Origin of the sequence: Rhodovulum marinum, assembly GCF_004343075.1 — a bacterium.
In the GTDB taxonomy this organism is placed as follows: domain Bacteria; phylum Pseudomonadota; class Alphaproteobacteria; order Rhodobacterales; family Rhodobacteraceae; genus Rhodovulum; species Rhodovulum marinum.
This window is the reverse complement of sequence record NZ_SLXP01000008.1, coordinates 103,870-116,874: the sequence shown is the minus strand read 5'-3', so window position 1 is coordinate 116,874 and position 13,005 is coordinate 103,870. Positions and strand designations below refer to the sequence as shown.

The window sequence follows — 13,005 nt, the reverse complement described above, 5'->3', positions numbered from 1 at the left end:
GTGGTCCTTGGGGTCGGTCTCCAGTCTCAGGCCACTTCTATTGCCGCATCGTCAGGCGGGCAAGGCGTCCGTCGAACAACATCCCTTGAGACACGCAGCCGCCGCGGAGTGAACATGCTGGGCATCGGAACAGTCAGCCGTAAGGTCTTCGGCACCAAGAACGACCGTCAGGTCAAGAAGGTCCGCCCCCTTGTGGCGCGTATCAACGAGTTGGAACCCGAGTTCCAGGCGCTGAGCGACGAGGGCCTGATCGCCAAGACCGAGGAATTCCGCCGCCGCATCGCCGGGGGTGAAAGCCTTGATGATCTGCTGCCCGAAGCCTTTGCCAACTGCCGTGAGGGCGCGCGCCGGGCGCTGGGCCTGCGGGCGTTCGACGTGCAGCTGGTGGGGGGTATCTTCCTGCACCGTGGCAACATCGCCGAGATGAAGACCGGCGAGGGCAAGACGCTGGTCGCGACCTTCCCGGCCTATCTGAACGCGCTGACCGGCAAGGGCGTGCATATCGTCACCGTCAACGACTACCTGGCCAAGCGCGACTCGGAATGGATGGGCAAGGTCTATGGCGCGTTGGGTATGACCTGCGGCGTCGTCTATCCGTGGCAGCCCGACGACGAAAAGCGCGCCGCGTATCGCGCCGACATCACCTATGCCACCAACAACGAGTTGGGTTTCGATTATCTGCGCGACAACATGAAGTCGGAACTGGCCGACATGTCGCAGCGCGGCCACCACTTCGCCATCGTCGACGAGGTCGACTCGATCCTGATCGACGAGGCGCGGACGCCGCTGATCATCTCCGGCCCGTCCCAGGATCGGTCAGAGCTGTACACGACGCTCGACAAGGTGGTGCCCGACCTGTCGGAAGAGCATTACAAGCTGGACGAAAAGACCCGGAACGTCACCTTCACCGAGGAAGGCAACGAGTTCATGGAGGAGCGCCTGCATGAGTTGGGCATCCTCCCCGAGGGTCAGTCGATGTATGACCCCGAAAGCACGACCATCGTCCACCACGCGACGCAGGCGCTCAAGGCGCACAAGCTGTTCCTCAAGGACAAGGATTACATCGTCCGCGACGGCGAGGTGATGCTGATCGACGAATTCACCGGGCGCATGATGCGCGGTCGGCGCCTGTCCGAGGGTCTGCACCAGGCCATCGAGGCCAAGGAGGGCGTCAAGATCCAGCCCGAGAACGTGACGCTGGCCTCGGTCACCTTCCAGAACTATTTCCGTCTGTACGACAAGCTGGCGGGCATGACCGGCACCGCGGCCACCGAGGCCGAAGAGTTCATGCAGATCTACGGGTTGGGTGTGGTCGAGATCCCGACCAACCGCCCCATCGCCCGCCAGGACGAACACGACGCCGTCTATCGAACCGCGGCCGAGAAATACGCGGCCATCGTCGAAACGATCAAGGAGGCGAATGCCAAGGGCCAACCGGTTCTTGTCGGTACCACCTCGATCGAAAAGTCCGAGATGCTGTCCGAGATGCTCAAGAAGGCGAAGGTTCCGCACAACGTGCTGAACGCGCGCCACCACGAGCAAGAGGCCAAGATCGTGGCAGATGCGGGCCGGCTGGGCGCGGTGACCATCGCCACCAACATGGCCGGCCGCGGCACCGACATCCAGCTGGGCGGCAATGTCGAGATGCAGGTGATGGAGGCGCTGGCCGCCGACCCCGAGGCCCATCCCGACGAAATCCGCGCCCGTATCGAGGCCGAGCACGCCGACGAGAAACAGAAGGTTCTCGATGCCGGTGGCCTGTTCGTTCTGGGCACCGAACGCCACGAATCCCGCCGTATCGACAACCAGTTGCGTGGCCGTTCCGGCCGCCAGGGCGACCCGGGGCGGTCGGCGTTCTTCCTGTCGCTGGAAGATGACCTGATGCGCATCTTCGGGTCCGACCGGCTGGACAAGGTGCTGTCGACGCTGGGGATGAAAGAGGGCGAGGCGATCGTCCATCCCTGGGTGAACAAGAGCCTTGAAAAGGCCCAGGCCAAGGTCGAGGGCCGCAACTTCGACATCCGCAAGCAGTTGCTGAAGTTCGACGACGTGATGAACGACCAGCGCAAGGTCATCTTTGGCCAGCGCATGGAAATCATGGAGTCCGACGACCTTTCCGAGATCGTTCAGGACATGCGCCACCAGGTGATCGACGACCTGGTGGAAACCTACATGCCGCCCAAATCCTATGCCGACCAGTGGGACACCGACGGCCTGCGCGAGGCGCTGATCGAGGAACTCAACCTTGACGTGCCGGTCGCGGCCTGGGCAGACGAAGAGGGTGTCGACGACGAGGATATCCGCGAGCGGATCTGCGATGCCTCCGACGAGGCGATGGCCGTCAAGGCCGCGCAATTCGGCCCCGAGGCGATGCGTGGCATCGAAAAGCAGGTGCTGTTGCAGACCATCGATGCAAAGTGGCGCGAACATCTGTTGACGCTGGAACATCTGCGGTCGGTCGTGGCATTCCGCGGCTATGCGCAGCGCGACCCGCTGAACGAGTACAAGACGGAATCGTTCACTTTGTTCGAGTCGATGCTGAACGCGCTGCGCGAAGATGTCAGCAAGAAGCTTGGCCAGATCCGCCCGCTGACCGAGGAAGAGCGCGGCGCCATGTTGCGTCAACTGGCCGAACAGCAGGATCGGATGGCCGCCGCCGCGGCCCAAAGCACCGCCCAGCATGCCGCCGCGCCCGGACAGGCGCCGCAGCCCAACGCGGGCGCGACCGAGGGCTTTGACGAGACGCGCCCCGAAACCTGGGGCAGCCCGGGGCGGAACGATCCCTGCCCGTGCGGGTCTGGGCGCAAATTCAAGCATTGCCACGGCCAGATCGTGTGAACGGATGACCGGATTCGGTCCGATGCCGGTCGCCAAATGCCCGCAGACATGCCACGTCTTCGCCGCTTTTGGCCTTTAACCAAGTTGCAGGCTTGGTGTGCCAAGAGGGTGGCATGAAGAAACGAAAACAGCGATTGTTGGCGATTGGGCTGAGCGTTGCAACCGTGGTGGCCTCGGGCCAGTACATGGAACGCAGCCAGCCGCACCACCAAGCCGAGATGGCCGAAATCGCCCTGGCCGACATCACGCTGTTGGCCGCCCGCGGGCCGGTGGCGCCCGCTTCCGGTGGTGTCTCGGCGATACCCGCCTTGCCCGATGATCCTGCCACCCCCGAAGGTTTGCATCCCGGCCCGGTTCGCCTGGTGGCCACCCCGGCCCAGCGGCCCGCCGATGGCCCGGCCATCCGCGGGCTGAAAATGCCCGCCCTTGGTGTGTCCGGCTTGCCCTGCGGCCCCGAGATGACCGCCGAAGCCACGGATGAGGCGACGGTGCGTCTGATCCTCTCGGCGCCTTGCCGGCCGGGTCGGCGCGTCACGCTGCACCATGACCTTATCAGCTTCACCGAGGTGACCGACCAGCTTGGCCTGCTGAGTGTCGAGGTGCCGGTCATGGTGCCCGCCGCCGCCTTCGTGGCCGAATTCGACGATGGTGCGACCGTGGCCCATGCCCTGTCCCTGCCCGCGGCCGCGGGACGCCGCCATGCCGCGCTGGTCACCGTGGGCGCAGGCGGAATGCAACTGCACGCCTATGAGGCCGGCGCGCGCTTTGGCGGGGCTGGCCATGTCTGGGCTGCGGCGCCGCAGGGGATCGGCGCACGGGGAACACTGCGTGTTCTGGGCGATCCCGGGCTGCCCGGGGGCCGAATTGCGCAGGTCTATACCGCACCGGCCGGGGCGCAGGATCTGCGCCTGTCGGTTGAGGCCCAGGTGACGCCGGCCAACTGCGGCCGCGAGATCGAGGCGCAGACCGTACTGCCCGACAGGGCCGGCAGCATGACGTCGGGAGTCGTCAGCTTTGTCTTGCCGGGCTGTGATGCCGTGGGCGAATTTCTGGTGTTGAAAAACCTGCCCCAAGACCGGAAACTCGCCACGAACTAAGGTGGTCCGGGCTTTGCACAGATGCGGTTTTTTGGATGCGCGGCGCTCCTCGCCGCGCTGTTTCTCATGGCTGTGCCCCTGCCCGCCCGCGCGCAGGATGTCACGCTGACCTCGCGAGACGGATCGGTCGAGATCAGCGGCACTCTTATCAGTTTCGATGGCGAGTTTTACCGGGTCGAAACGGTTTACGGGCCGCTGACGCTCGACGGCCAGGGCGTGATATGCACGGGGCCCGGCTGTCCGGAAATGGAGGCCTATGTCGCGCGCTTTCGGCTGTCGGGGGCACCGGCCCTTGGGCGGCTTCTGATCCCGGCGCTGATCGAAGCCTATGCCGACAAGCGTGGGTTCGAGGTGGTGCGGCAAGCCGACGGCGTGGACCGGATTTTCGTGCTGAGTGATCGTGATACCGGTCACGTCGCGGCCGAGATCGCCTTGCGGATCGGCAGCACCGACGAGGGGTTCGCCGACCTTCTGGCCGACGAGACCGATATCGTCATGGCCGCGCGCGAACCGCTGCCCGACGAGGTGCGGCGCGTCCGCGATGCGGGCTTCGGCGATCTGGGCGACCCGGCACGACGCCACGTGGTCGCGCTGGACGCGATCGTTCCGGTGGTCGCGCCGGGGCAGCCGGTGCAGGCTCTTGCGATCGATGACATGGTGGCGATCCTGATCGGCCAGATCGGCGACTGGTCGGTGCTCGGCGGCCCGCAGGCGCCCGTTTCCGTGCACCTTCTTGACCGGCGCGACGGGCTGCAACAGGCGGTGGCGGCGCGCGTCCTGCGGGGCGTGCCGCCCAGCCCGGCGGCCCGCCGCCACGCAGATGCCACCGACCTTTCCCAAGCGGTGGCGCGCGACCCGCTGGGCTTGGGTCTCACCCGGCTTTCGGCCTTGGGCGCGGCGCAGCAGCTGCCGTTGATCGGCGGCTGCGGCATGCGCCTGATCGCCACGCGGCAGTCGGTCAAGACCGAGGATTACCCGTTCGTCGCGCCGCTTTTCCTGTATACGCCGGCGCGCCGGCTGCCGCTGTTCGCGCGCGAGTTCCTGGCCTATCTCGAGACACCCGCAGCGCAGCTGGTGATCCGCCGGGCCGGGTTCGTCGACCAGTTGAGCGAGACGATCCCCTTCGGACGGCAGGGGGACAGGCTGGGCCAGGCGATCGCCCAGGCCGGCCCTGAGGTGCCGCTGTCGGAATTACAGCGCCTTGTCGCCGTGCTTTCGGACGCGGCGCGGCTGACCACCACGTTCCGGTTCCGCGCCGGCGGATCGGCCGAGTTGGATGCGCAATCCCATGGCAATGTCGGGGCGCTTGCGCGGGCGCTCGAGGCGGGGCTGTATGATGGACGCACGCTGATCTTTGCCGGTTTCAGCGATGGCGCGGGCGCGGCCGGACCGAACCGCCGGATTGCGCGCGCGCGGGCCGAGGCCGTACGCGATGCCGTTCTGGCGACGGCGACGGCCGCCGATCCCGGCAGGTTCCGCCTGCGTATCGAGGCATTCGGCGAGGCGCTGCCCATTGCCTGTGACCAAAGCGCTTGGGGCGGTCTCATCAATCGCCGTGTCGAGGTGTGGGTCCGCTGACGGGTTAAAGAAAGCCCTCGGCGCGAAAGCTGATTTCGCGCGCCTTTCCGACGATCAGGTGATCGTGCAGAACAAGACCAAGCGCGGTGCAGCCCGTGGCGATCTGTTCGGTCATCGCGATGTCCGAGTCGGACGGCGTCGGGTCGCCCGACGGGTGGTTGTGCACCAGGATCAGGGCCGAAGCGTTCAGTTCAAGCGCGCGCTTGACCACTTCGCGCGGGTAGACCGGAACGTGATCGACTGTGCCGTGCGCCTGTTCCTCGTCGGCGATCAGGATGTTCTTGCGGTCCAGGAAAAGGACGCGGAACTGTTCCGTTTCGCGATGGGCCATCGAGGTGCGGCAATAGTCAAGCAGGGCGTCCCAACCCGAGATCACCGGCCGGTGCATGACGCGCGCCCGCGCCAGCCGGTGCGCGGCGGCCTCGATCAGCTTGAGTTCGACTAGAACCGCATCGCCCACCCCGCGCACTTCGCGCAGGCGGGCGGTGGGGGCCGAAAGGACGCCGTTGAAATCGCCGAACCGTTCCAGAAGGGCGCGGGCCAGCGGCTTGACGTCCTGCCGCGGGATCGCGCGGAACAATACCATTTCCAGCAGTTCGTAATCGGGCATCGCGTCCGCCCCGCCATCCATGAAGCGGGTGCGCAGCCGTTGCCGGTGGTCGCGCAGGTAGGACGGCAGCCGGTCGCCGCGGGCACGCGGGACAGGCTGCGCCTCGGTGAAGATCGGCAGCGGCGGTTCCGAAAGCTGGTTGGTGTCACGTGGGCGAGTCATCGCCCCGAGCCTACGAAAACCATGCTGAACGAAACGTTAACACCGGGCCGGAAATCCCGGCGTCAGCTTTTCATCCCGTCCCAGAAGCTCTTGACCTTGCGAAAGAAGCTGGACCCCTCGGGGTTGTTCTCTTCGCTGAGTTCCTCGAACTCGCGCAACAGTTCCTTTTGCCTCGAGGTCAGGTTCACGGGCGTTTCGACCGCCAGTTCGATGAACATGTCGCCATGCCCGCCACCGCGCAGCCCCGGCATGCCCTTGCCGCGCAGGCGCATCTGCCGGCCCGATTGGCTGCCGGCCGGCACCTTTACGCGCGAGCGGCCGCCGTCGATCGTCGGTACCTCGATCTCGCCGCCCAATGCCGCGTTCGCCATCGACACCGGCACGCGGCAATACAGGTTCATGCCTTCGCGTTCGAACAGCGGGTGTTCTGTGACTTCGATGAAGATGTAAAGATCGCCCGGCGGTCCACCCCTCAGGCCGGCCTCACCCTCGCCTGCCAGGCGGATACGGGTGCCGGTCTCGACGCCCGCGGGGATGTTCACCGACAGCGCGCGTTCCTTTTCGACCCGTCCGGCACCGCCGCAGGCCTTGCACGGGTTCTTGATGATCTGGCCCATGCCGCCGCAGGTCGGGCAGGTACGCTCGACGGTGAAGAATCCCTGTTGCGCGCGCACCTTGCCCATGCCCGAACAGGTCGGGCAGGTGGCAGGCTCCGCGCCGCCCTCGGCGCCGGTGCCCTTGCAGACATCGCAGGCGACCGACCCGGGGACGTTGATCGTCTTTTGCAGGCCGCCATAGGCGTCTTCCAGTTTTATGCGCAGGTTGTAGCGCAGGTCCGAGCCGCGCGTGGCGCGCTGCCGCCCGCCCGCCCCGCCGCCCATGAAATCGCCGAACAGGTCGTCGAAGACGTTCGAGAACGCGGATGCGAAATCGCCGCCGCCAAAGCCCGGCCCCCCGGGGCGCGGCCCGCCGCCCATACCCTGTTCGAAGGCGGCATGACCGAACCGGTCATAGGCGGCCTTCTTGTCGGGGTCCTTGAGCGTCTCGTAGGCCTCGTTGACCTCCTTGAACTGGGATTCGGCCTTGGGGTTGTCGGCGTTGCGGTCGGGGTGCAACTCCTTGGCCTTCTTGCGGTAGGCCTTCTTGATCTCGTCGGCCGAAGCGCCGCGGGCGATACCCAGGACCTCGTAGAAATCACGCTTTGCCATCGGCTATCCCTCTGCCCGGAACGCGCGGGCCGGCCCGGGTTTTCCCCGGACCGGCCGCTTGGGTTCCGGTCGCTCGTTACGAACGCTTCCTGTCGTCGTCCAGGTCTTCGAATTCGGCGTCCACGATGTCCTCGTCGACGCTGCTGGGCCCATCGGCCTCGTCGGCATCGGCGCCGGCGGCCTCTTCCTGCTGGGCCTTGTAGATCGCCTCGCCCAGACGCATCGCGGCCTCGGAGACGTTCTGGATGCCGCCCTTGATCTTGCCGACATCGTCGGTTTCCAGCACGTCCTTGAGGGCGGCGACCGCCAGTTCGATCGCCTCGACGGTCGAGGGGTCGACCTTGTCGCCATGCTCCTCGATCGACTTCTCGGTCGAATGTATGAGGCTTTCGGCCTGGTTCTTGGTCTCGACCAGTTCGCGTCGGGCCTTGTCGGCCTCGGCGTTGGACTCGGCATCCTTGACCATCTGTTCGATCTCGTCATCGGACAGACCGCCCGAGGCCTGGATCGTGATCTTTTGCTCCTTGCCGGTGCCTTTGTCCTTGGCCGACACGGACACGATGCCGTTGGCGTCGATGTCGAAGGTCACCTCGATCTGGGGCATGCCGCGCGGCGCGGGCGGGATGTCCTCCAGGTTGAACTGGCCCAGCATCTTGTTGTCGGCCGCCATTTCACGCTCGCCCTGGAAGACCCGGATCGTCACCGCCGACTGGTTGTCCTCGGCGGTCGAGAAGATCTGCGACTTCTTGGTGGGGATCGTGGTGTTACGGTCGATCAACCGGGTGAACACGCCGCCCAGCGTCTCGATCCCCAGGGACAGCGGCGTCACGTCCAGAAGGACCACGTCCTTGACGTCACCCTGCAGCACGCCGGCCTGGATCGCCGCACCCATGGCGACGACCTCGTCGGGGTTCACGCCCTTGTGCGGTTCCTTGCCGAAGAACTTGGTCACTTCCTCGATCACGCGGGGCATCCGGGTCATGCCGCCGACCAGCACCACCTCGTCGATGTCACCAGTGGACAGGCCGGCATCCTTCAACGCGTCCTGGCAGGGCTTGATCGATTTCTTGATCAGGTCGCTCACCAGGCTTTCCAGCTTTGCCCGGGTCAGCTTCATGACCATGTGCAGCGGTGTGCCGGTGTCCTTGTCCATCGAGATGAACGGTTGGTTGATCTCGGTCTGGCTGGAGGACGAAAGCTCGATCTTGGCTTTTTCGGCGGCTTCCTTCAGGCGTTGAAGCGCCATCTTGTCCTTGGTCAGGTCGACGCCGTGTTCCTTTTTGAACTCGTCGGCCAGATAGGCGACGATGCGCATGTCGAAGTCTTCACCGCCAAGGAACGTGTCGCCGTTGGTGGATTTCACCTCGAACAGACCGTCGTCGATTTCAAGGATGGTGATATCGAAGGTGCCGCCGCCAAGGTCATAGACCGCGATGGTGCGGGTTTCCTTCTTGTCCAGACCATAGGCCAGCGCGGCCGCGGTCGGTTCGTTGATGATGCGCAGGACCTCGAGCCCGGCGATCTTGCCGGCGTCCTTGGTGGCCTGACGCTGGGCATCGTTGAAGTAGGCGGGCACCGTGATGACGGCCTGTTCCACCTTTTCGCCGAGATAGCTTTCGGCGGTTTCCTTCATTTTCTGCAGGATGAAGGCGGAGATCTGGCTGGGGCTGTATTTCTCGCCGCGCACCTCGACCCAGGCGTCGCCATTACCGCCATCGACGATGGTGTAGGGGACGTGCTTGCGGTCCTTCTCCACCGCCTCGTCATCGGCGCGACGGCCGATCAGGCGCTTGACGGCGAAGATCGTGTTGTCGGGGTTGGTGACGGCCTGGCGTTTCGCGGGCTGGCCGACCAGGCGTTCGTTGTCGGTGAAGGCGACGATCGAGGGGGTGGTGCGCGCGCCTTCGGCGTTCTCGATCACGCGCGGCTGCGACCCGTCCATGATGGCGACGCAGGAGTTGGTGGTCCCAAGGTCGATCCCGATGACTTTGGCCATGTGTGTTACCTCTTCTTCGGCGATGTTGTGGAGGCCAGACCCTGAAAAGGCCTCTGTCCTCCGATCCCAAAAATCGGCCGGGGATTGGCCCCGGACCCGTGTCTTGGGGCTATATAAGGAGGGGTCAGGGACCCTGCAAGCTTGGCATATGACAGAAATGTGAGCGTGGTGAACGATGTCTGAGGGGGATGGCGCAAAGCGGCCGGGGCACGCGATGGTGGTGCGCGGGGTCGAGGTTTTTCCCGGCTGGCTGGACCCGGAGGGCCAGCGCGCGATGGTCGACGAGGTGCGTGCGGTCGTCGCGGCCGCGCCGCTGTTCCAGCCCGAAACCCGCCGGGGCCGGAAGATGAGCGTGCGCATGACCTCGGCCGGGCGCTTTGGCTGGGTGTCGGACCGGCGCGGCTATCGGTACGAGCCGCGCCACCCGTCCGGGGTGGGCTGGCCGCCTATCCCGGCATCGGCGCTGGCGGTGTGGGACGCAGTCACCGGGCTGGACCGCCGGCCCGACTGTTGCCTCGTCAACTACTATGGCGAGGGCGCGAAGATGGGCATGCACCAGGACCGCGACGAGGCCGATTTCCGCTGGCCGGTCGTCTCGATCTCGCTGGGCGACGCGGCCAGGTTCCGCATCGGCCGTGTTGAGCGGGGTGGGCCGACCGAAAGCCTTTGGCTGAATTCGGGCGATGTTCTGGTGATGGGGGGCGCGGCGCGGTTGGTCCATCACGGCATCGACCGGGTGCGTGCCGGCTCGTCGAGTTTGCTTGCCGGCGGTGGGCGGATCAACCTGACGCTTCGAGTGGTGGACTAGGGGGGCCTCTGCGGCTGCCGGTGGATCGCCTTGCCCCCGGGCCCCCGGAGTATTTTTCCAAGACAAGGAGGCGGGACGTTGTTCTAGCGCCGGGCGTACCAACTCGCCGAGGCGAACTTGCGCGTGTAGAACTCGCCCATCAGGCCGACCATGATCAGCGCGATACTGATGTAAAGCGGGTATTCGATCGAGGTGAAATGCGGGTTGTAATTGATGAAGGTGAATCCCCGCGCCTGGTCGATACAATGGAAAAGCGGGTTCCAGTCGAACAGGGCCAGCATGTATCCCGGCAGCATGTTGGCCACGAACATCTTGCCCGAGGCGATCATGTTCATGCGCTGGAAGATCGTCGAGACCAGGCCGACGAAGCCCGGCGCCCATGGCTTCATCGCAAGAAAGACCATCCCGATCGACAGCCCCGAGAACCAGGACAGCATCACCATCGCGAAGGCGTCCGCGGGGTCGTGGATCGTGATCGGGGTGAACGCGGTATGGTAGACGAAGCCCACCACCAGCATCGACAGGATCTGGATGTAGAGCGTGCCGAACGCGGCCGAACCGATCGCCACGATCGTGTTCATCGGGGCGTGCTGCATCATCGGCGAGGCGGGTCCTTCCGAGGCGATGACGGCGCCCATGGTCTTGTTGAAGGTCAGGAACAGGAAGATGCCCGACATCAGGTACAGCAGGAAATCACCCCGGATCGCCGAGCCGCGCATGCCGGGGATCAGCGTGAACATCAGGTAGAAGGCGGCGACGAAGATCACCGTCTGCAGGATGTTCATCACCAGCCCCACAAGCGCATTGCGGTGGCTGCGGCGCACGTGCCGCACGCTGCCGTGGTAAATCAGCAGCAGCAGGCGCAGCCCGCCCATCGTCGTCGATCGAGATCTGCTCGTGTGGAACATGGACCCTTCCGTGCGTTCCAGGCGTTGCCCGCCCTTGCCGTTCGCCTGCCACGCAAGCATAAGGGGCTTGCGATTTCCTTACAATCCGCGCCCGAAAGGAGTCAGATTTGGATTACGCCAAGCTCGAGTCCGTGATGCGGCGCGCCGCGCTGCTGGCCGGGGCGCGCATCATGGAGATCTACCGTTCGGACGATTTCGAGGTGCGCGCCAAGTCCGATTCCAGCCCCGTGACCGAGGCGGACGAGGCCGCCGACGCGATGATCACCGACGAACTCGCCCGTGCGTTCCCCGGCGCGTTGATCGTGACCGAGGAGCAGGCTGACACCCATGCCGAACGCGCCGCGAACTTCCTGATCGTCGATCCGCTGGATGGCACCAAGGAATTCGTCAAGCGGCGGGGTGATTTCACCGTGAACATCGCCTGGGTCGAGGATGGCCAGCCGGTGCGCGGCGTGGTCTATGCGCCGGCCAAGGGGCGGCTGTTCTACACCCGCGCCGATGGCGCCGCGGTCGAGGAAACCGGGCCGCTTGCCGTCGACGCGGTGGGGCCGGTTACGCCTCTCTCGGTGTCGCAGCCCGACAACGGGGCGCTGATCGTCGTGGCGTCGAAGTCGCATCGCGACCAGGCGACCGACGACTACATCGCGAAATACGCCGTCAAGGACATGACCAGCGCGGGCTCTTCGCTGAAATTCTGCCTCGTGGCGACCGGCGAGGCCGATCTTTACCCGCGCCTCGGTCGCACGATGGAATGGGACACCGCCGCGGGTCACGCTGTACTGGCGGGGGCAGGTGGCCGGGTGGTACGGTTCGACGACCATGGGCCGCTGACCTATGGCAAGCCGGGCTACGAGAACCCGTTCTTCATCGCCTGTTCGCCCGACGTTGTTCTTCGGCCCGCCTGATGTCGGTGCTGATCGTTATCCCCGCGCGCTTTGCGTCCACCCGGTATCCGGGCAAGCCACTGGTGGCATTGAAAGGCGCCTCGGGGCAGGAGAAGACCCTGATCGAGCGGTCTTGGCTGGCCGCGCAGGCGGTGTCGGGCGTGGCGCGCGTGGTGGTTGCCACCGATGACGACCGTATCCGCGCAGCGGCCGAAGGGTTCGGTGCCGAGGTGGTGATGACATCGGAGCGATGCGCCAACGGCACCGAGCGCGTGGCCGAGGCCTTCGACACCCTTGGCGGTGGGTTCGAGATCGTGGTGAACCTGCAGGGCGATGCCCCGCTGACGCCCGCCTGGTTCGTCGAGGACCTTGTCGCGGGACTGGCCGCCGACCCGGTGGCCGAGGTCGCGACGCCGGTCTTGCGCTGCGACGGGCGGTCGCTCAACGCGTTGCTGGCCGACCGTCGGGCCGGGCGTGTGGGGGGTACGACCGCGGTATTCGGTTGGGACCGTCGCGCGCTTTATTTCTCGAAAGAGGTCATACCCTATACCGGTCAGATCTTTTCCGACGATGCGCCGACGCCCGTCTTTCACCATGTCGGCGTCTATGCCTACAGGCCCTCGGCGTTGGCCGCCTATCACCGCTGGGAGGCTGGGCCGCTGGAACGTCTGGAGGGGCTGGAACAGTTGCGTTTCCTCGAACGCGAACGCCCGGTGCTGTGCGTCGAGGTCGAGGCGCGCGGCCGCCAGTTCTGGGAGTTGAACAACCCCGAGGACGTTCCCCGGATCGAGTCGATGATGGCCGAAATGGGCCTGGATTGATCGGGGCCTGTGCAGCCTGTCCCTTCGTCCATGTTGCCGCGCCGGCGAAATGCGGCCAAAAATGTGTACCGGGATGGCACATCTTTGCCTGAAAG

The 13,005-nt window shown here is 65.5% G+C and carries 10 protein-coding genes; 6 read left to right on the top strand and 4 right to left on the bottom strand.

Annotation, left to right across the window (positions count from 1 at the left end):
• Window positions 1-114: 114 nt before the first annotated feature.
• From secA to EV662_RS13095, 3 genes are all read left to right on the top strand, one after another.
• Entirely contained in the window at window positions 115-2,838 is a 2,724-nt protein-coding gene (secA, locus tag EV662_RS13105; protein ID WP_132463202.1) for a preprotein translocase subunit SecA, read from the top strand.
• A gap of 113 nt (window positions 2,839-2,951) precedes the next feature.
• Entirely contained in the window at window positions 2,952-3,935 is a 984-nt protein-coding gene (locus EV662_RS13100) for a hypothetical protein (protein WP_132463199.1), read from the top strand.
• 21 nt (window positions 3,936-3,956) lie between these two features.
• Window positions 3,957-5,513: a substrate-binding domain-containing protein gene (locus tag EV662_RS13095; protein WP_132463196.1), complete on the top strand. Its 1,557-nt coding sequence runs from the start codon at window positions 3,957-3,959 to the stop codon at window positions 5,511-5,513.
• 4 nt (window positions 5,514-5,517) lie between these two features.
• Here EV662_RS13095 and radC read toward each other — a convergent pair whose 3' ends face one another.
• From radC to dnaK, 3 genes are all read right to left on the bottom strand, one after another.
• Complete coding sequence (gene radC, locus EV662_RS13090) at window positions 5,518-6,285, bottom strand: RadC family protein (protein WP_132463193.1); 768 nt, start codon at window positions 6,283-6,285, stop codon at window positions 5,518-5,520.
• 62 nt (window positions 6,286-6,347) lie between these two features.
• The gene (gene dnaJ, locus EV662_RS13085; protein ID WP_132463190.1) at window positions 6,348-7,493 is read right to left on the bottom strand and encodes a molecular chaperone DnaJ; all 1,146 of its coding nucleotides are present in this window, start codon (window positions 7,491-7,493) and stop codon (window positions 6,348-6,350) included.
• A 76-nt stretch (window positions 7,494-7,569) separates the two neighbouring features.
• Complete coding sequence (dnaK, locus tag EV662_RS13080) at window positions 7,570-9,489, bottom strand: molecular chaperone DnaK (RefSeq protein ID WP_132463187.1); 1,920 nt, start codon at window positions 9,487-9,489, stop codon at window positions 7,570-7,572.
• A gap of 175 nt (window positions 9,490-9,664) precedes the next feature.
• Here dnaK and EV662_RS13075 point away from each other — a divergent pair, with 175 nt between their 5' ends.
• On the top strand, window positions 9,665-10,297 hold the full coding sequence (locus tag EV662_RS13075; protein WP_243695850.1) for an alpha-ketoglutarate-dependent dioxygenase AlkB family protein: 633 nt from the start codon (window positions 9,665-9,667) through the stop codon (window positions 10,295-10,297).
• 83 nt (window positions 10,298-10,380) lie between these two features.
• On the opposite strand, the gene EV662_RS13070 is transcribed toward EV662_RS13075, so the two are convergent.
• Window positions 10,381-11,205, bottom strand: coding sequence for an ABC transporter permease (locus EV662_RS13070; protein ID WP_132463184.1), 825 nt, complete (start codon window positions 11,203-11,205; stop codon window positions 10,381-10,383).
• A gap of 107 nt (window positions 11,206-11,312) precedes the next feature.
• Here EV662_RS13070 and cysQ point away from each other — a divergent pair, with 107 nt between their 5' ends.
• Both cysQ and EV662_RS13060 read left to right on the top strand, forming a co-directional pair.
• The gene (gene cysQ, locus EV662_RS13065; RefSeq protein ID WP_243695849.1) at window positions 11,313-12,110 is read left to right on the top strand and encodes a 3'(2'),5'-bisphosphate nucleotidase CysQ; all 798 of its coding nucleotides are present in this window, start codon (window positions 11,313-11,315) and stop codon (window positions 12,108-12,110) included.
• Window positions 12,110-12,910: a 3-deoxy-manno-octulosonate cytidylyltransferase gene (locus tag EV662_RS13060; protein ID WP_132463181.1), complete on the top strand. Its 801-nt coding sequence runs from the start codon at window positions 12,110-12,112 to the stop codon at window positions 12,908-12,910. The genes cysQ and EV662_RS13060 overlap by 1 nt, the downstream gene beginning before the upstream one ends.
• Window positions 12,911-13,005 lie beyond the last annotated feature (95 nt).

Coding starts and splice junctions, on each gene's coding strand:
- EV662_RS13100 (WP_132463199.1), top strand. CDS start 2,952: ATGAAGAAACGAAAACAGCGATTGTTGGCGATTGGGCTGAGCGTTGCA.
- EV662_RS13095 (WP_132463196.1), top strand. CDS start 3,957: ATGCGGTTTTTTGGATGCGCGGCGCTCCTCGCCGCGCTGTTTCTCATG.
- EV662_RS13060 (WP_132463181.1), top strand. CDS start 12,110: ATGTCGGTGCTGATCGTTATCCCCGCGCGCTTTGCGTCCACCCGGTAT.
- EV662_RS13075 (WP_243695850.1), top strand. CDS start 9,665: ATGTCTGAGGGGGATGGCGCAAAGCGGCCGGGGCACGCGATGGTGGTG.
- secA (WP_132463202.1), top strand. CDS start 115: ATGCTGGGCATCGGAACAGTCAGCCGTAAGGTCTTCGGCACCAAGAAC.
- dnaK (WP_132463187.1), bottom strand. CDS start 9,489: ATGGCCAAAGTCATCGGGATCGACCTTGGGACCACCAACTCCTGCGTC.
- EV662_RS13070 (WP_132463184.1), bottom strand. CDS start 11,205: ATGTTCCACACGAGCAGATCTCGATCGACGACGATGGGCGGGCTGCGC.
- dnaJ (WP_132463190.1), bottom strand. CDS start 7,493: ATGGCAAAGCGTGATTTCTACGAGGTCCTGGGTATCGCCCGCGGCGCT.
- radC (WP_132463193.1), bottom strand. CDS start 6,285: ATGACTCGCCCACGTGACACCAACCAGCTTTCGGAACCGCCGCTGCCG.